Raw genomic sequence first — 18,863 nt, 5'->3', positions numbered from 1 at the left:
TGTGCGCCTTTTGCACAATGACAGCATGCTCAACGTGCACACCCTCAGCGCTCAGGACTTCGTCGGTCTGGGCCCTGAGGCCGCTGCAGCGTTGGCGGCCAAGGTCCTCCAGCACATTGGCCAGCAAAGCCAGCAAATTGACTCGCAGGCCAAGGCCATCGAGTTCAAGGAAGCGCGTATCCAGAGCATCTTGTTTGAGCTGCGCCGCCTGAAGGCTTGGCGATTTGATGCCAAGACCGAGCGCATGAATGCCGAGCAGCGCCAGTTGTTTGAAGAAACGCTGGCGGCCGACCAGGCGGATCTGGAAGCACAACTTGCAGCACTGAAGGCGGCTGCCAAGGATTCTGGCGACACGGCAGACACCGAGCATGACGCCCGCCGCAAGCCCAAACGTCAAGCCCTGCCAGAACACCTCAAACGTGTGGAGCACCACCACGAGCCAGAGAACACAACCTGCGGATGCGGTCAGGCCATGGTGCGTATCGGTGAAGACGTGAGCGAGCGCCTGGACATCATTCCAGCCGAATTCTTCGTGCACCGCCACATCCGCGGCAAGTGGGCCTGCAAGTGCTGCCAGACCTTGGTACAAGAGCCGGTGGAGCCGCACATCATTGACAAGGGCATGCCCACGGCCGGGTCTGGTGGCGCACACTGCCGTGAGCCGCTTCGTCGATCACATTCCGTATTACCGGCAGGAACAAATCAACGCCCGCTCTGGCGTTCACACGCCGCGCTCCACGCTGGCATCGTGGTCTGGCCAGGCAGGCGCTGCCCTTGTGCCCCTGTATGCGGCGCACCGGGAGTTTGTCCTCAACTGCGCGGTGGTGCATGCCGACGAAACCCCGGTGGCCATGCTGGACCCTGGTGCGGGCAAGACCAAAAGGGCCTACATCTGGGCCTATGCTCGAAGCGGCTTTGATGTTTCTCCAGGCGTGGTTTATGAGTTCTGCCTGGGCCGAGGGGCCAAGTACCCGCTTGAATTTCTCAAGGGCTGGTCGGGCACGCTGATCTCCGACGGATACGGGGTATACGACCAAGTCCTCAAGCAGCAGACCCGTGTCGGCGCAGCGTGTTTCGCGCACGCACGCCGAAAGTTTGATGAACTGGTCAAGGACCGCCTGAGTCCGGTGGGCACGCAGGCGATACAGCGCATTGCCGCGCTCTACCAGATCGAGCGCCAGGTCAAAGGCTTGTCGCCCGAAGATCGACTCTCTATCAGGCAATCGAGCGCAAAGCCGCTTTGCGAGGATCTGCACGCCTGGCTGAAGCGGGAGAGGCAACGCGTGCCCGAGGGCAGTGCCACGGCCAAAGCGATTGACTACAGCCTGAACCGCTGGGAAGCGCTGACCACTTATCTGGCCGACGGCAACGTCCAGATTGATAACAACCATCTCGAAAATCTGATTCGGCCATGGGCAATGGGGCGCCGGGCATGGTTGTTTGCCGGCAGCGAACTAGCCGGCCAGCGAGCCGCCGTCGTGATGAGTTTGTTGCAGTCGGCAAAGCTGCATGGCCATGACCCCTGGGCTTATCTGAAGGACGTGCTGAGCAGGCTGCCTGGCCACATGAACTCTCGCATCGACGAACTACTGCCTCACCGCTGGCAACGGCAATCCTGAATCGGCAGCGCGGTCAAGGTGCCGTGCCAAGACGCTTACGGTCAACGGGCCAGTTATGCAGATTCATGCGGCTGCCTTGTTTATTTAAATCGAAAGGACCTCAAGTCCGCTTGGTCGCCGTCAGAGATTTCACATGCGGTGATCGCACTTGGGGACGGTCGGGTTCAACAAAGAGTAGCGGTTCAACCAGCTGCATAGTGGCAATGCAGCGAAGAGTCAAATCTTGGTAGGTTTGAGTGCCTTGCGTCTTCCAAGCGATCTCAGCCTCGCTCAACTCACGTTTGACTTTGGCAGGAATACCAGCTACCAAGGTGCGCGGCGGGATTCGCATCCCCGCTGGAACAAACGCACACGCAGCCACAATGGACTGCTCGCCAACCTCTGCCTCGTCCATCACCACAGCGTTCATGCCTACCAATGCGCCGCGACGCACGATACAACTGTGCAGCACCGCACCATGGCCGATATGGCCGTTCTCTTCGACAACCGTATCGTGGTCGGGAAAACCATGCATCACGCAGGTGTCCTGGACATTGGCGCCGGCCTTCAACACAATGCGCCCGAAATCGCCACGCAGGCAGGCGTTGGGGCCGACATAGCAGTTTTCCCCGATGATGACATCGCCGATCAATACCGCAGTGGGGTGTACATACGCGCTCGGATCAATGACCGGCACCACACCTTCAATTGAATAGCAGGGCATGATGTGGCTCAACCCCGCTTGGCGACTAGCGTCAGAATGTCGTAGCTGGCTACTATTTCGTCATGCTGATTCATGACCTCCACATCCCAGGCAACGACACCTTGCCCAACGCCTTTGTCGTCTTTCTTGTTGCGATCGGTTTTACGTTTGGCAGTCAGACGTGCACGGATTGTGTCGCCAATCCCTACGGGTTTGATGAATCGCAACGCGTCCAGGCCGTAGTTGGCCAGAACAGGACCTGGTGCAGGGGAAACAAACAAACCCGCAGCCGCAGAGAGCACAAAGTAGCCGTGTGCAATCCGCTTGCCGAACTGTGAGTCCTTCGCGGCGATCTCGTCGAAGTGCATGTAGAAGTAGTCACCCGAAATACCACCGAATGCGACAATATCCGCCTCGCCAACAGTGCGCCGATGCGTGAGTAAAGAGTCGCCGATTTTCAGGTCTTCAAAGTAGCTGCGAAACGGGTGAATTGGTGTGTCGTTCACCTTGGCACCACGCACATGTTCGCCAGTGACCGCTGCCAGCATCGTGGGCGAGCCTTGCACGGCTGCACGCTGCAGATAGTGCTTGACAGCGCGAATGCCGCCCAGCTCTTCGCCTCCTCCCGCACGGCCCGGACCACCGTGCTTGAGCAGTGGCAGCGGCGAGCCGTGGCCCGTGGATTCAACGGCTGCTTCACGGTCCAAAATATGCAGGCGTCCGTGCCACGCTGCCGCTGCGGGAATGACTTTTGCCGCAACCTGCGGATCGCGGGTAACCAATGTCGCCACCAGACTCCCCTTGCCACGGGAGGCAAGAGCCAGCGCGTCATCCAATCCGTCGTAGGGCATCAGCGTGCATACGGGTCCAAAGGCCTCGACGTCATGCACCGCCTGAGACTCAAATGGCCGTTGGCAAACCAGTAACGTCGGCGCAAAGAACGCGCCATCAGAAACGTCCTCGCCCTTGAGAGCTGGGCAGTCGCTCTCTCCAAAGACAAGTTCGGTGCTTTGCAATAAAGTGGCAACGCGGTCCGCTACATCGGCCTGCTGGGCGTGAGATGCCAACGGCCCCATGCGCACGCCGTCCACACCAGGGTCGCCCATCACCGTCTTGGCCAAGCGCGTACGCAACCTCTCGACCACAGCATCAAGATGATGGCGTGGCACAATAGCGCGACGGATTGCAGTGCATTTCTGCCCCGCCTTGGTCGTCATCTCGCGTGCCACTTCTTTCACAAAGAGATCAAACTCCTCGTCGTCAGGTGTTACATCAGGGGCCAGGATCGCGCAGTTCAGTGAATCGGCCTCGGCATTGAATGGGATGCTGTGACGCACCAAGTTCGGATGCACCCGCAGTTTCGCAGCGGTGTCAGCTGAGCCGGTAAATGTGACGACATCAGCGCCATCGAGTCGGTCCAGCAAGTCGCCAACACCACCGACAACCAACTGCAAGCTCCCCTCCGGCAGGATGCCTGACTGCACAATCAGACGCATTGCGGCTTCGGTCAGATAACTGGTGGACGTCGCAGGCTTGCCAATGCAGGGCATCCCCGCCAGGAAGCTGGGTGCAAATTTTTCCAGCAAACCCCAAACCGGAAAATTGAAAGCGTTAATGTGGACTGCAACACCACCGCGAGGCACCAAAATGTGGGTGCCGGAAAAAACGCCCTTTTTTCCCAAAGGAATTGCAGGACCTTCGTGAACGATGTTGCCCGAGGGAAGTTCATTGCTGCCGATACTTGCAAATGCAAACAGCGTACCTGCACCACCTTCGATGTCGATCCAACTGTCAGCGCGCGTAGCTCCTGTGTGGGCAGAGACGGGGTAAAGCAGTTCCTTGTGCTCCATCAGATACTTGGCCAAGGCCTTCAAACGCTCGGCGCGCTGCTGGAAGTCCAGCGCCAATAGGGCAGGCAGTCCGACACGACGTGCGTGCTGGACTGCCTCACCAAAATCGATGACCTCGGCGTGGGTTTGGGCTACCGGACGGCCATTGATCGCGCTGCGCAGGGTCTGAGCGCCTTGCTGGCCGATCCAGCGGCCGGCAATGTAACTTTGAATTGTCTTGGTCATGATGATGATTGGTTAGGCCTTCAGCTCGGCTTTATCCATTCAAGCCGCATAACAAAGCGAGTCGATGAAGCGATCGACCAAAGGGCGCGGGATTTTCCCCATGTCGCTCTCATGAGGCGAGATTGAAAAATACGCGTGGCTCCATAAGTTGCGGCGCACGCAAGCGATGGTGTCGGAAAAGGTGGCCTGCGGTTTGGGATACCAGGCGGCGCAGCGCCGGTAAATCTGTCCGGTTGAAAACAGCTGCTGCGCGGCCAGCGTCACGAGGGAATACAGTGCAAAAAGGCAAGGCGTGGTGCGCGCAATCGCCTTGTCTGACCACTGGCGCTGGGTTTCGACGCCCAGATGGGCGCGTGCTTCCTCGAAGGTGACTTCAACCTGCCAGCGCTGCACGAAGCACTCCAGGATGAACGATGGCGTGGCCTCTTGTGCAGTGCATAGCAGGGCCTGGGACTCGAATTGTTTCAGCGGATCGCGGATCAGGATCCAGCGAAGCGGGACGGTGGGCATGCCGGGGTGGTACCAGACAGCCGTGCTGCTGGCGACCTCGACCGTGCGGTCGTGCTCGCCATACCAGCAGGCAAGCGTCAGTTCGGTCCATGCAGTGGCCGAATCGGCAAGCACTTCGCCCAGCGCAGGCAGTCGTTCGCCCTTGAGGCGCGTGCGTCCGCGCTGTCCAGGACGGCGCTCGGGCGCTGGTGCATACAGCGCGGCATCCAGGCGCAAACGGGTGATGACAGTAGCATGCCGCCTTGCGGCGCCCAGAAAATCCAGCGCGGCAAAGGCGCTGTCGGCCACAATAACAATTGGCCTATTGGGCAGCCAGCGGCTGACCTGCTTGACCATCTGGCGTGCCCAGTCGGTGAGCTTTTTGTGCCTCTTGCCTTGGCTGTCGTGGTAGCGCTGTGACGGGCACAGCGCGGTCAGGAAAGGAAGCGCCCAGACCCTGGCAGCCCATGGAATAGGCACCAGCAGCATCATGCACAGCCAGCGCAACCCACTGACCTTGACGAAATGGCTGCGAGACGAGCGCACCGGGTCACGGTAGATGCCGCGGGCGGCAATGCGCGCGCCCCAGCGCCGCTCAATCGTGTCGTCCAGAGCGAAGACGAGCGGCCCCTCGGGCGCAAAGGCGCGCTACCGGCAGCTGCAGCAGGATCCGGCTGACCGCCAGGCTCGACCATGTGGCGCGATTGAGCACCCGGTGATAGGTCTGGAAGTGCCGCTCCTGGCCCAGGCCCATGATGCGCAGGGCAGAGGTCACTGTGCGTTTACCGGTGGACAGAATGGCGCCGGCGAGCAGCACCTGTACCGACTGGAACACGCGCTTGGAAAACAGACCGGCGAAGGGTAGGATTAACTTTGCAAGCCCGGCTGGCAGCGTCGACATGATGGACCTCTCGTCGCGGAGTGGTGATCATCTTTGGACCACACCAGTCGGGTTTGCGTTTCAAACGCACGCTGCAAATGGATAAAGCCAAGTTCAGAAAGCAGCATGTTTTCAGCTCGCGCCAACACATGCAATAGCGCTCAGCGTTCGTCAAAGCTCACGGTTAACTGGGTACTGGTCGGACGGGCTTGACAGGAAAGCACAAAACCTTTCTCTGTCTCCCATTTTTCCAGCCCAAAATTCTTATCCATGTGAACACTGCCTTTCATCACCTTGACCCGGCAGGTGGAGCAGACTCCCCCTTTGCACGAATAAGGCAGGTCCAGACCAGCAGCAAGCGCCACATCCAGCACATGCTGGTCAGACGCCATATTCAAGTCATGAGATTTCCCGTCCAACACCACGGTCAGCGCAATCTTTCCAAGGACTGGCAGTTTGTGACTCGCCACGGCGGCCTGCCTGCCAGCAGGCGTGAGTTCTTCGAGCGTCGGCGAGGTGAAACGTTCGCTGTGCACGCTGTTGGCTGGCACACCGGCGGCAAGCAACGCTGCTTCGGTAACTTCAATCATGACTTCGGGGCCACAAATGAAGACTTCGTCCATACTGCCCACAGGCAGCAGCGCGTCGATGATGGCGCGAATCTTGTCGCCGTCGATGCGGCCTTGCAGCAGATCGGACTCCTGTGCCTGGCGCGAAAGGATGTGGATCAGTGTGAGGCGATTGGGGTAGCGGTCCTTCAGGTCCTGCAGTGACTCATTGAACATCACGCTGGCCATGCTGCGATTGCCGTAGATGAGGGTGAACTGCGACTCTGGCTGCTCTTCGAGCGTGCTCGCCATGATGGACAGAATGGGCGTGATGCCTGAACCGGCGGCAAAACCGACGCGATGCAGCGCTCGCGGGCGTTTCGACACAAAGCGTCCGTCTGGCGGCATTACGGCCAACGTGTCACCCTCTTTGAGCTCTTTTACCGCCCAGTTGGAAAATATGCCGCCCTCCATGGGCCGGATGCCCACCACTAATTCATGGTGGGCCGCCAGGTGGCTGCGGGTGCTGCATATAGAGTAGCTGCGCCGCACATCGGCGCCGTCAATGGTGGCTCGTAGCGTCAGGTACTGGCCTGGCTGGAACGAAAAGGTTTCGCGCAGATTTTGCGGAATGGTGAGCGTGATGGAGACAGACCCTGCGGCTTCGGGGCTGATGCGCGCGAGCTTGAGGTCGTGAAAACGGGGAATTGTTGACATGGTGGGGACGCAGGAGCGCTCAATAAGGTTTGAAGTAATCAAACGGTTCCATGCAATTGAGGCAGCGGTACAGTGCCTTGCAAGCCGTGGAACCAAAATGCGAGGTTTCTGTGGTGTTGTCTGATCCGCATTGCGGGCAAACCACTGCTGGCTGTACGTAGTCAGATATTTTTTTAGTAGCAAACTGCACCACATTGACACCCTTACTAGCGCAGCTGCTGGCCTGCGGAGGGGCGATTCCGTAGGCCCGCAGCTTGACTCTGGCCTCGGGCGTCATCCAGTCGGTGGACCAGGCTGGAGCCAGCTGAGTGATCACGCGGGCTGCCACGCCGGCTTGCGCCAGTGCCGCGATCACGTCGTCTTCCATCTGACTCATGGCCGGGCAGCCACTGTAGGTGGGGGTGATCACCACTTCCAGCCCCTCCGAGCTTTCCCTCACAGCCCGCAAGATGCCCATTTCGCGCAGCGACACTACCGGAATTTCCGGGTCGGTCACTGACTCCAGCAGAGCCCACACCGCATGGTGCGGCTCAGACGGTTGCTTTTCAGCGATGGGACCGTCCGGTAATGGCATGGCGTGCATGGGGTTTACCAAACAGCTTCGGGATGAACGCGGGCCAAGCTTTGCATCTCGGCCAGCACAAAACCCAAGTGCTCAGAATGCAGGCACTGCTTGCCTGTGGAGATATGGCCGTCCGTGCTGGAGCGCCTGAGCGTGGCTTGGGCCAGCGTGTCGTTGATGACTTCGTTCCAGGCCGCTTGCAGGCTGGCCGTCGCTATGCCCACGCCGGCATCAACTGCTGAAGTTTCCATAGCGCTTGACGTCCAGAACTCCTGGGTGTAAGGCATCAAGTGATCCAGCGCAGCTTGAGTGCGAGCGTGCGATTCGTCGGTGCCATCACCCAAACGCAGCAGCCAGTCGCGCGAGTGGCGCAAGTGGTATTGCGTTTCTTTGAGCGACTTGGCGGCAATCGCGGCCAGTTGCGCATCTTTGGACGCCTTGAGCGCCTCCCACGTCAGCACCATCAGGGCGCTGTAGAGGAAGTTGCGCGCAATGGTCACCGCATAGTCGCGGTCACCCGCTGCGGTGGGTGCCAGCGCCGTGCTGTGGGGCAACTCCAGCAGGGTGTAGTTGCGGAAATCCGGCACGTCACGGAAGTAGGCCAGCAAGTCTTCAGTGGTGCGTCCATCGTTGTGCAGGGCTGCGACATGCTGGTAAATTAGCCGCGCCTGGCCAATCAGGTCCAGGCTGTTGTTGGCCAGTGCCAGGTCTTCTTCAAGAATCGGACCATGACCACACCATTCGGCGTTGCGCTGCCCGAGGATCAGTGCGTTGTCGGCCAGATGCAGCAGGTAGTCGGTATGCGCTGCCATTACATGTGCCCCACTTCGTCAGGGATTTCATAGAAGGTGGGATGACGGTAGATCTTGTCGGCAGCAGGCTCGAACATCGATTCTTTATCTTCTGGCGCGCTGGCCGTGATGCTGGCCGAAGGCAGCACCCAGATGCTCACGCCTTCCTGGCGGCGGGTGTACACATCGCGCGCCATCTGCAGTGCCTGCTGCGCATCGGCGGCGTGCAAACTGCCGCAATGCTTGTGCTCCAGGCCTTGCTTGCTGCGGACAAAAACTTCCCAGAGGGGCCATTCTTTCAATGCGGGTGTGCTCATGCTGCTTCCTTGGTGGCTTGTGTTTGCTGTTTACGGGAATAGGCCAGCGCGGCATTGCGCACCCACTGGCCATCGTTGTGTGCCTTGACCCGTGTCGCCAGGCGCTCTTTATTGCAGGGTCCGTTGCCATTCACCGTGGACCAAAACTCGTCCCAGTCAATTTGCCCATAGTCATGGTGCTGGCGCTCTTCATTCCACTTCAGGTCGGGATCAGGCAGAGTCACGCCGAGGACCTTGGCCTGTGGCACGGTGGCATCGACAAATTTTTGACGCAGGTCGTCATTGGAAATGCGTTTGATGCCCCAGCGCATGGCCTGGGCGCTGTGCGGACTATCGGCATCTGGCGGGCCAAACATGGCCAGGCATTTCCACCACCAGCGGTTGACGGCATCCTGCACCATGGCTTTTTGCTCGGCAGTACCCTGCATCATCACCAGCAGGGCTTCATAGCCTTGGCGCTGGTGGAAGGATTCTTCCTTGCACACGCGGATCATGGCGCGCGCATAGGGGCCGTAGCTGCAGCGGCACAGCGGGATCTGATTCATGATGGCCGCGCCATCCACCAACCAGCCCACCACGCCCATATCGGCCCAGTTGAGCGTGGGGTAGTTGAAGATGGAACTGTATTTGGCTTTTCCGCTGTGCAAGCCTTCCAGCATCTGGTCGCGGCTGGTGCCCAGTGTTTCGGCGGCGCTGTACAGGTACAAGCCGTGCCCGCCCTCATCCTGCACTTTGGCAATCAGGATGGCTTTGCGTTTGAGGCTGGGAGCGCGGCTGATCCAGTTGCCTTCAGGCAGCATGCCCACGATTTCGCTGTGTGCGTGCTGGCTGATCTGGCGCACCAGCGTTTTGCGATAGGCATCGGGCATCCAGTCCTGGGGCTCGATCTTGCCATCGGCGTCGATCTTGTTGTCAAACCGGGCCTGCGACTCGGCAGATTCTGTCGAAGGGGCCAGTGGCACCGACTTCAGGCCGGGACTGTCCGGCACATTGAATGATTGGGTATACATATTGACTTATCTCCTGTGGGGTGACAAAAAACTCTGCATCAGCCTTCGCTGCTCTGTCTCGTTCTCATTAAAGAAGCCATGCCGGCGTGCGTTTCTCAAGGAAAGCAACAATGCCATCCCGGGCTTCATCCGTTGCCCGCTGCCGGGCAATGCGTTGCGCCGTTTCTTCGATCACAACATCGTCGATGGTGCGGCCGTTGACCGCTGCGATCAGATCTTTCGCCGCTTTCTGGGCTTGCGGTGCCCCGGCGATCAGTGCATCAATCAACGTCGCAATGCCCGCATCCAGCGCATCAACCGGCGTCACTTCACTGACCAGCCCGATGAGCAGTGCCCTATCGGCAGAAATGCGCTCTGCACTCTGGAAGTAGCGCAGCGCATGACGGGGTCCGATAGCCCGCAAAACGTAGGGACTGATGACCGAAGGAATGATTCCGAACTTCACCTCTGACGTGGAAAAAACCGCATCTGCGGACGCCACCGCCATGTCGCAGGCCGCAGCCAGACCAGTCCCGCCCCCCAGCGCTGCACCCTGGACCCTGGCGATGGTCGGCTTCGACATCTCGGACAGCGCATGCAGCATGCGTGCAAAACGGCGTGAATCCTCCAGGTTTTCGGCCTCGCCATAGGCGGATGCGCGTTTCATCCAGTTGAGATCGGCCCCGGCTGAAAAATGACGGCCCCGCCCAGCCAGAACGACTACGCGTACCGTCTGGTCGGCGTCAAGCACCGAACAGGCATCGCTCAGATCAGCAATCAGTTGCTCGTTGAAGGCGTTAAAGACCTCCGGACGATTCATCCAGATCGTGGCTACCGGGCCGTTATGTTCAATTTCGAGGGTTTCGTACATACGATGATTTGCTCCAGCCTGTATCAGCGCCCGAAAGCGGCTGAGTTTTTGTTTTGACGTTAATTGGAAATCGTCCAGTCGCCACCCTTGATTTCCAGCATCCGGAAGGACGTCAGATCAAGACCCATGTGGTCGGTTGGCGACATCGTCACATTGCCACTCGACCCCACATAAGCTTTGGTCGCCTCGATGGCGTCACGCACTTTGGCCTTGTCCGTCCCCCCGGCTCGCTTGATCGCATCGACGGCAATCATCAGGCCATCGTAGGCATAGCCACCGAAGGTCGAAACATCCTGCTTGTAGCGCGTCTTGTAGGCCAGTTCGTAGGCCGCTACAACCGGTTTTTGAGGATCGTTGGCCGCCAGTTTTCCGGAGATCAGCTGGGCTGGCGAAGGCAGACGCACACCTTCTGCTGCAGGGCCGGCCAGTTTCAGGAAATCATCGGAAGCTACGCCGTGCGACTGGTACAGCGGCAAAGTGATGCCAAGCTGCTTGTAGTTCTTGGTGACGATGGCTGGACCTTGACCCAGACCGAACACGAACACAGCCTGCACACCCGGGGCGTTTTTAATCTTCGTCAACTGTGGGCTGATGTCGGTGTCTTTCGGTCCGTAGGTTTCGTTGGCGACCAAGGTGATGCCGTACTTGGCTGCGACGCCCTCGGTTTCCTTCTTGCCGGATTGACCGAAACCGCTGGTCTCCGATAACAGCGCCACCTTGGTGATGCTGTGTTTCTTCATGTCCTCGAACACTTTTTCGGCCGCCATGCGGTCTGTGTGAGGCGTCTTGAATACCCATTTTTTGACCGGTTCGACGATAACCACAGCGCCAGCCAGGGAGATGAAGGGAATGTTGGCTTTTTCAGCCAATGGCACCACCGACATGGTGGAGCCCGTGGTCGTGCCACCGATCAAAATATCTACCTTGTCATCATCGATCAGACGCTTGGCAAAACCGTTGGCCTTATTGGCGTCGCTGCCATCGTCGTAGTGAACCAGTTGCAGTTGACGGCCCAGCACGCCGCCTTTTTTGTTCAATTCTTCAACGTAGAGTTGCAAGGTCTTCAGTTCAGGATCCCCGAGGAAAGCGGCCGGACCGGTGACAGAAAGTATGGAGCCAATCTTGATGGGATCCGCAGCATAAGCACTCAAGGCTCCGAAAGCCAGGGCGGCGCCGATGGCTAGCGTTTTCAGTCTGAATTTCATGGTTTTGTCTCCGTTGTGAAGTCTTAAATTCGCTCAATAATGAGAGCAATGCCCTGCCCAACACCGATACACATGGTGCAAAGCGCATAGCGCCCACCACGCCGCGCCAGCTCGTAACTCGCGGTCGTCACCAAGCGGGCCCCGCTCATGCCGAGTGGATGTCCCATGGCAATCGCGCCGCCATTGGGGTTCACCCGCTCTTCATCGTCCGCCAGACCGAGGTCACGCAAAACAGCCAGACCCTGCGCCGCAAAAGCTTCATTGAGTTCGATGACGTCCATCTGATCGAGCCTCAAGCCGGCCTTGGCCAACACTTTGCGGACGGCCGGTGCTGGGCCGAAGCCCATGATGCGCGGCGCCACACCAGCCGTTGCCATGGCAACGACTCGGGCACGTGGCGTCAGCCCATGCTGATGGGCGGCAGCCTCGGATGCGATCAGCAGCGCGCAGGCGCCGTCGTTGACACCTGAAGCATTGCCCGCAGTCACGGAAAGTTCTGGCCCATTCACGCCTTTTAACTTGGCCAGCATCTCCAGCGTGGTTTCCGGGCGCGGATGTTCGTCGGTATCAACCACTACCGGCTCGCCCTTCTTACGTGGGATCACCACAGGCACGATTTCGGCGTTGAAGAGCCCTGCTGCGTTGGCAGCTGCCCAGCGCTGCTGCGAGCGCAGCGCGAAAGCATCCTGATCGGCGCGGGAAATATTGAAATCAGCCGCCACGTTGTCCGCCGTTTGCGGCATCGAATGCGTTTCGTACAACTTTTTCATCAACGGATTGGTGAAACGCCAGCCGATGGTCGTATCAAAGATGGCGGCATTGCGCGAGTAAGCGCTTTCTGCCTTGCCCATGACGAAGGGCGCGCGTGACATGCTTTCGACGCCGCCTGCGATCATCAGTTCGGTGTCGCCGGCCTTGATCGAACGTGCCGCCAGGCCGATGGCGTCCATGCCAGAGCCACACAGGCGGTTGACCGTGGTGCCGGGCACGTCGATGGGCAGCCCGGCCAGCAGGCCAGACATGCGGGCCACGTTGCGATTGTCTTCGCCAGCCTGATTCGCGCAGCCATAGATGATGTCGTCCACCATCGTCCAATCGACTTCGGAGTTTCGTTCCATTAACGCCTTGAGCGGTATGGCACCGAGGTCGTCAGCTCGCACGCTGGCCAATGCGCCACCGTAGCGACCAATGGGGGTGCGAATGGCGTCGCAGATAAAAGCTTCAGTCATGTCAGTTCTTTCAGTGTTGTTTAGGACGCTCATCAATCACCCGGCGGGCCTTGCCCGTCAAGGTGCGTGGAATCGAGTCGTGATCCATGACTGTCACCCGCGTCGAGATGCCGGCAATAGTCTTGATGTGGTGCTGCAATTCCTTGCTGATTGCCTGGATCTCCACGGGAGACAAGTGGCCGGAAAACTCTCGCTGCAGTTCGCAACGCACTTCAACGGTGTCAAGGTGGCCGTCACGGCTGAGCAGAATTTGATAGGTGCCCGCCAGACGCTTGTTGCGCAGGATCTGCTCTTCAATCACGCTCGGGAAAACGTTGACGCCACGCACGATCAGCATGTCGTCAGTACGACCCGTGATCCGGTCCATGCGCCGGAAGCTGCGCGAGGTGGGTGGCAGCAAGCGTGTCAGATCACGGGTCCGGTAGCGAATCACCGGCATGGCTTCCTTGGAAAGCGAGGTAAAAACCAGTTCGCCTTCCTCACCATCAGCCACCACTTCACCAGTCTCCGGGTTGATGATCTCTGGATAGAAATGATCTTCCCAAATCACAGGACCATCCTTGGATTCGATACATTCACAGGCCACACCGGGTCCCATGACTTCAGTCAACCCGTAGATGTCGATGGCTTCGATACCCAGCTTGCGCTCAATCTCATCGCGCATGCCGTGGCCCCATGGCTCGGCACCGAAGATGCCGATCTTTAAAGAAATGTCTTCGGGCTTGATGCCCTGGCGTTCAAACTCCTCAGCAATCACCAGCGAGTAGGACGGGGTGACCATGATGATTTCAGGCTGGAAATCCTGGATCAACTGCACCTGCTTTTCTGTCTGACCGCCCGACATCGGGATCACCATACAGCCGGCGCGCTCGGCGCCATAATGAGCACCCATGCCGCCGGTGAACAAGCCGTAGCCGTAGGCGATATGGCAAGTGTCGCCGGCGCGGCCACCCGCGGCGCGGATTGAGCGCGCCACCAGATTGGCCCAGGTATCAATGTCTTTGAGCGTGTAGCCGACGACGATCGGTTTGCCGGTGGTGCCGGATGAGGCGTGAACACGGGCCACCTGGGTGCGAGGCACGGCAAACAGGCCAAACGGGTAGTTGTCGCGCAGGTCGATTTTGGTGGTGAACGGAAACTTGGCCAGATCTGCCAAAGTTTTCAGGTCGTCAGGGTGCACGCCTTTTTCATCAAATTTCTTTTTGTAATGCGGAACATTCTCATAAACGTGCTTCAACGTCCACTTCATGCGCTCCAGCTGCAGGGCGGTGATCTCATCGCGGCTGGCGGTCTCGATGTGCTCGAGGTCTCCGGGCATGGGCTTTTTAACAGGCATTGTTGTCTCCTCTTGGTACTTGCTAATATGACTATTTGACATGTTCGGCTTGCTGCAAGCCGTCAATCACTTCGCCGCTGATGCGGTAGCTCTTGCCGCGAAACAGGGCGATGGTTTTGCCGTCCAGCACGCGCACCGTGACGTCATAAACACCGGTGCGACCGGACAGCGAGCACTCGACGGCTTCGGCCTCCAGGATGTCGCCTTCCCTGGCAGGCGCCAGAAAGTCAATATGACAGGCAGAAGCCACCGTGTTTTGGTTGTAGCTGTTGCAGGCATAGGCAAAGGCGCTGTCGGCCAGCGTAAAGATGTAGCCGCCGTGACAGATATGGTGGCCATTGAGCATGTCGGTACGCACCTGCATCGACACGATGGCGTAGCCAGGTTTGACGCCGAGTATCTGCATAGCCAAGGCATTGGTGGCGCGGTCGCGCGACCACATGGCGGCAGAAACCTTTTCGGCCAAGGCCTGCGGATCGGCATGTGGTTCAGTCATGAAAATTCTTTCCGGAAAAAACTTTGTGCTGGATCAGCGGCGAGACGCGGTAGCGGTCTTCCCCGTAGGCTTGGCCAAGATTGGTGAGCACCTGGCTTATTTTTGGTAAACCAACGGCATCCGCCCAGGCGAGTGGTCCACAGGGGTAATTGACGCCTAACCGCATGGCCGAATCGGCCCCTTGGGCATCACACACACCTTGATTCACTGCATCAGCCGCTTCATTGGCCAGCATGGCGACACTGCGCATGACGGCCAAACCGGGTACATCGCTGAAACGGGAAACTGCCATCCCGGCCGCTTGCAGCAAGGCGATAGCATTCGCTGCGCTGGTGGCGTCGCATTGCGCGGCAACACTGATGGCCAGACGCGTCACCTTGCTGTAATCCAGCGCCAAATCGATCAGCACGGTATTGGCGACACCGGTCTCAAAGGCCCTGCGCGTTGCCGTGCGGCCATCCGTGACATAGAGCCGTGCGCTGCCCGCTTCAGCCAGCAAGTCGCCGCTGGCAGTCGCTTGGCTAAAGTCCACTTTGTGGGCCTGCAAGTGCTCACTCAATGCCTTGGCGGCGGCACCCTCTCCATAAATAACAATGTCGCCGGTTACCGCTTGCGCTGCTTCGGTGCTGGGTGCAGGACGCACAGCGCCTTCCCGGTAGTCATAAAAACCACGCCCGGTTTTTTTGCCGAGAAAGCCGGCATCGACCAGTTCCTGCTGAATCAGGGATGGCAGGAAACGCTGGTCGTTGTAGAAGGCGCGCCAGACGGAATTGGTCACGGCAAAATTAACGTCGTGGCCGATCATGTCCATCAGCTCGAACGGCCCCATGCGAAAACCGCCGGCTTCGCGGCAGCAAGCGTCGATGGTGGCGGCATCAGCGCCGCCTTCATTGAGCACGCGCATGGCTTCGGCGTAATACGGGCGCGCGACACGGTTGACGATGAAGCCCGGTGTCGATTTGGCATGCACCGCCGTTTTACCCCAGGCGGTGGCAGTGGCAAACAGCGTTTGGGCTACGGATATGTCAGTGGCCAGACCGGAGACGATTTCGACCAGCGCCATCAAGGGGGCAGGATTGAAAAAATGCAGACCGGCAAGCCGCTCAGGATGCTGCAGGGCCGCCCCAATCGCAGTGACGGAAATGGAGGAAGTGTTGGTGCCAAAAATGCAGTCCGCACCAACCACCGCTTCAAGGTCGCCGTACAGCTTTTGCTTGGCAGCCAGGTTTTCGACGATCGCCTCAATCACCAAGCTGGCGTCGGCCAGATCAGCCAACTGATCAACCGGCATCAGTCGTGCACCTGCAGCAGCAGCGGCTTGTGCGGTCAGCTTGCCTTTGGCTGCCATTTTTGCGAACTGCGCACGAATACCCGCAACGGCATCCTCAGCCGCCTGCGCACGGGTGTCCAGCAATTTCACAGTATGACCTGCGGCAGCTGTCACCTGCGCAATACCAGCGCCCATGGCGCCCGCACCGATCACCGCGACAACTGCTTGCTTGGAAAGAGGGGGGTTCATTCGCTTACGCCCCGGTGAAATTCGGGATGCGCTTGCCGATGAAAGCCGCCACCCCCTCGGTGAAATCGGCACTCCAGCCCAATTCCCGCATGAAACCGGCTTCCATGGACAATTGTTGCTCCAGGGTATGTCCGGGGGCCGCGTGCATGGCTTGACGGGTGCGCACGAGGGATTTGGTGGGTCCAGTCGAAAGCTGTGCAGCCAAGGCGTCAACCGCCCCGGCAAACTCTGCATCTTCTACCGTTGCCCAGATCAGCCCCCATTCGGCTGCTTTCTCAGCAGACAGCTTGCCCGCCAACAAGGCCAGGCCCATGGCGCGCGCCATGCCCACGCGTTGCGGCAAAAACCAGGTACCGCCGGTATCAGGAATCAGCCCGACCTTGGAGAAGGCCTGCATAAACGAAGCCGACTTGCAGGCGATCACCAGATCACAAGCCAGCGCCAGGCTGGACCCGGCACCGGCCGCAATACCATTGACGGCGGCGATGGTCGGAACCCGCAAATTTTGCAGACGCAGGATCAACGGCTTGTAGTTTTTCTCAACCACGTTGCCCATGTCTGGCGGTGCTTCACCCGCAATGAACTGCACCTGGTGATCTGACAAATCCTGCCCGGCACAAAAACCTCGTCCAGCGCCCGTCAGCACGAGCACCCGGATGGTTTGATCTTCCTGAACCTGATCAAGCGCCACACGCAGCTCGGCGTGCATGGCTGCGTTGAAGCTGTTCATCTTGTCGGGACGATTGAGTGTCAGACGGGCAACACTGCCCTGCGTCTCAAAGCGAATTGTTTCAAAAGTCATGGCCGTGCCTTACATGTGGTAACGACGCTGAACCACGCGAAAGCGGTTGGCCACAAAAGCCGAATCCGCGTACGACGCATTGGCCGATGGGTTTCCGCCTGTGCCGTGGTAGTCAGAGAAGGCAGAGGACTGGTTCACAAACACGCCACTGGTCAGGTTGATCGACAGCGCCACCTTGGAGCGCCAGGTAGCGGCGGTCATGGCATCAAGCACGTCCGGTTTGGTCGAGTAAATACCGGTGGTCAGGGCGCCATGGGTGCTCACAACGCGCTCCGACAAGGCGATAGCTGCAGCTGTATCTGCCACTTTGACGACAAAAGTGATCGGGCCGAAGCGCTCTTCCATGTAGGCTTTTTCGTCGGCTGCATCGCAGGCCAGCAGTGCGGGCGTGTGCACTTCTGCGTTCGGAAATTCGGGGTTGTTGAGTTTTTTCGAAGCCAGAATCACTTTGCCCAGCACGCCGCTGTTGGCCTCGTCAATTCGCGTCAATGTAGCGGCTGACTGCACCGCGCCAAGCACGGCCAGGGCGACTTCCGGCTTGGCCAATGTACTCTCAATGGTACGGGCGAGGTCCGTGCAGACATCGTCGTAAGACTTGTGGCCGTCTTCAGTTTCAATCCCGCCGGCTGGCACAAAGAGAACCTGCGATGTGGTGCACATCTGACCGGAGTACAAGGACAGCGTAAAGGCCACATTGCGCAGCATCGATTTATACGCGTCGGTGGAGTCGATCACGATGTTGTTGACGCCCGCCAACTCGGCATACACCTGAGCCTGGCGGCAGTTGTCGATCAGCCACTGACCAAACACATTGCTGCCCGTGAAATCGATGGACTTGACCGCCGAATGCGTCACCAGTTGTTGCGTGGTTTCGCGCTTGGCCGCAACACACAGAGTGACCAGATTGGGATCAATGCCATTTTCAGCCAGCACGGCACGAATGGTGCGCACGGTGATGGCTGCCGGCAAAATGGCGTTGCTATGCGGCTTGACAATCACGGCATTGCCGGTCGCCAAGGCCGCAAACAGGCCGGGGTAGGTATTCCATGTCGGGAAGGTGCCGCAGCCCACGACGACGCCGACACCACGTCCGACCACTTCAAAATGCTTTTTCATCACCAGCGGCGGGTTCTTGCCCTGCTGCTTTTCCCAGAGCGCATCAAGCGGCACAAAGCTCTGTTCGCGGTAGGCATAGGTCACAGCTTCCAGGCCGCGATCCTGGGCATGCGGCGAGCCGGCCTGAAAAGCCATCATCCAGCCTTGCCCAGTTGTCATCATCACGGCGTGTGCCAGCTCAAAACTTTGCTGATTCAAGCGGTCAAGTATCTCGATGCAAATGCCGGTGCGCCCCTCGCAGCCCGCAGCCTGCCAGCCTGTCATGGCCTGCTGACCCGCATCAATCAAAGCCTGAGCCTCACACACCGGGTATTGAATATTCAATTCAACTCCGAATGGTGACTGCTCCCCCCCGTGCCAGTCCGCCTGCCCCGGCTGGGCGAGATCAAACTTTTGACCCAGATGCGCCTCAAAGGCCCGCTTGCCGTCTTCGGCTGCGGTTTCACCATAGGTTTTTGGACTTGGCATCTCGTTGTAGGCAGCCCAATAACCACGCGTCTGTATCGCCTTGAGCGCGTTGTCGAGTTTGATGCGGTGCTTTTCGAATAAGGGATGAGACATTGATTTTTCCTGGATAAAGGGAGTGATCTGTTGCATACAAATAGCTGCAGCCAACAACG

15 protein-coding genes and 2 pseudogenes are annotated in these 18,863 nt (G+C 58.9%); 1 reads left to right on the top strand and 16 read right to left on the bottom strand.

Annotation, left to right across the window (positions count from 1 at the left end; all coding sequences use genetic code 11):
• Window positions 1–25: 25 nt before the first annotated feature.
• Window positions 26–1,619 (top strand): annotated as a pseudogene (gene tnpC / locus ABLV49_RS23055) (IS66 family transposase).
• 100 nt (window positions 1,620–1,719) lie between these two features.
• On the opposite strand, the gene ABLV49_RS23050 reads toward tnpC, so the two are convergent.
• From ABLV49_RS23050 to paaN, 16 genes and pseudogenes are all read right to left on the bottom strand, one after another.
• Entirely contained in the window at window positions 1,720–2,322 is a 603-nt protein-coding gene (locus ABLV49_RS23050; RefSeq protein ID WP_349282710.1) for a phenylacetic acid degradation protein PaaY, read from the bottom strand.
• Window positions 2,323–2,330: 8 nt separating this feature from the next.
• Window positions 2,331–4,376, bottom strand: a complete 2,046-nt coding sequence (paaZ, locus tag ABLV49_RS23045; RefSeq protein WP_349282709.1) for a phenylacetic acid degradation bifunctional protein PaaZ — start codon at window positions 4,374–4,376, stop codon at window positions 2,331–2,333.
• 39 nt (window positions 4,377–4,415) lie between these two features.
• Window positions 4,416–5,769 (bottom strand): annotated as a pseudogene (locus ABLV49_RS23040) (IS701 family transposase).
• 137 nt (window positions 5,770–5,906) lie between these two features.
• Complete coding sequence (locus ABLV49_RS23030) at window positions 5,907–7,010, bottom strand: 2Fe-2S iron-sulfur cluster-binding protein (protein WP_349282705.1); 1,104 nt, start codon at window positions 7,008–7,010, stop codon at window positions 5,907–5,909.
• A gap of 19 nt (window positions 7,011–7,029) precedes the next feature.
• Window positions 7,030–7,584 (bottom strand): 1,2-phenylacetyl-CoA epoxidase subunit PaaD, encoded by a 555-nt coding sequence (paaD, locus tag ABLV49_RS23025; RefSeq protein WP_349282762.1) that lies wholly within the window; start codon window positions 7,582–7,584, stop codon window positions 7,030–7,032.
• Window positions 7,585–7,598: 14 nt separating this feature from the next.
• On the bottom strand, window positions 7,599–8,384 hold the full coding sequence (gene paaC, locus ABLV49_RS23020; RefSeq protein WP_349282703.1) for a 1,2-phenylacetyl-CoA epoxidase subunit PaaC: 786 nt from the start codon (window positions 8,382–8,384) through the stop codon (window positions 7,599–7,601).
• Complete coding sequence (paaB, locus tag ABLV49_RS23015) at window positions 8,384–8,680, bottom strand: 1,2-phenylacetyl-CoA epoxidase subunit PaaB (protein ID WP_114969719.1); 297 nt, start codon at window positions 8,678–8,680, stop codon at window positions 8,384–8,386. The genes paaC and paaB overlap by 1 nt, the downstream gene beginning before the upstream one ends.
• A complete protein-coding gene (paaA, locus tag ABLV49_RS23010) occupies window positions 8,677–9,690 on the bottom strand; it encodes a 1,2-phenylacetyl-CoA epoxidase subunit PaaA (protein ID WP_349282700.1) in 1,014 nt (337 codons plus the stop codon). Before paaA ends, paaB begins: the two co-directional genes overlap by 4 nt.
• Before the next feature lie 67 nt (window positions 9,691–9,757).
• Window positions 9,758–10,540, bottom strand: coding sequence for an enoyl-CoA hydratase/isomerase family protein (locus tag ABLV49_RS23005; protein ID WP_349282698.1), 783 nt, complete (start codon window positions 10,538–10,540; stop codon window positions 9,758–9,760).
• A gap of 59 nt (window positions 10,541–10,599) precedes the next feature.
• A complete protein-coding gene (locus tag ABLV49_RS23000; protein ID WP_349282696.1) occupies window positions 10,600–11,745 on the bottom strand; it encodes an ABC transporter substrate-binding protein in 1,146 nt (381 codons plus the stop codon).
• Between the two features lie 23 nt (window positions 11,746–11,768).
• Complete coding sequence (pcaF, locus tag ABLV49_RS22995) at window positions 11,769–12,974, bottom strand: 3-oxoadipyl-CoA thiolase (protein ID WP_349282694.1); 1,206 nt, start codon at window positions 12,972–12,974, stop codon at window positions 11,769–11,771.
• Window positions 12,975–12,984: 10 nt separating this feature from the next.
• On the bottom strand, window positions 12,985–14,310 hold the full coding sequence (gene paaK / locus ABLV49_RS22990; RefSeq protein WP_349282693.1) for a phenylacetate--CoA ligase PaaK: 1,326 nt from the start codon (window positions 14,308–14,310) through the stop codon (window positions 12,985–12,987).
• Window positions 14,311–14,341: 31 nt separating this feature from the next.
• On the bottom strand, window positions 14,342–14,806 hold the full coding sequence (paaI, locus tag ABLV49_RS22985) for a hydroxyphenylacetyl-CoA thioesterase PaaI (RefSeq protein WP_349282691.1): 465 nt from the start codon (window positions 14,804–14,806) through the stop codon (window positions 14,342–14,344).
• Window positions 14,799–16,325, bottom strand: coding sequence for a 3-hydroxyacyl-CoA dehydrogenase PaaH (gene paaH / locus ABLV49_RS22980; RefSeq protein ID WP_349282761.1), 1,527 nt, complete (start codon window positions 16,323–16,325; stop codon window positions 14,799–14,801). The genes paaI and paaH overlap by 8 nt, the downstream gene beginning before the upstream one ends.
• A 4-nt stretch (window positions 16,326–16,329) precedes the next feature.
• Window positions 16,330–17,127: a 2-(1,2-epoxy-1,2-dihydrophenyl)acetyl-CoA isomerase PaaG gene (paaG, locus tag ABLV49_RS22975; RefSeq protein WP_349282689.1), complete on the bottom strand. Its 798-nt coding sequence runs from the start codon at window positions 17,125–17,127 to the stop codon at window positions 16,330–16,332.
• A 9-nt stretch (window positions 17,128–17,136) separates the two neighbouring features.
• Entirely contained in the window at window positions 17,137–18,804 is a 1,668-nt protein-coding gene (gene paaN, locus ABLV49_RS22970) for a phenylacetic acid degradation protein PaaN (protein WP_349282760.1), read from the bottom strand.
• Between the last annotated feature and the right edge of the window lie 59 nt (window positions 18,805–18,863).

The organism is Polaromonas hydrogenivorans, from assembly GCF_040105105.1.
GTDB lineage: Bacteria > Pseudomonadota > Gammaproteobacteria > Burkholderiales > Burkholderiaceae_C > Polaromonas > Polaromonas hydrogenivorans.
This window is presented reverse-complemented; position numbering and strand designations above follow the sequence as displayed.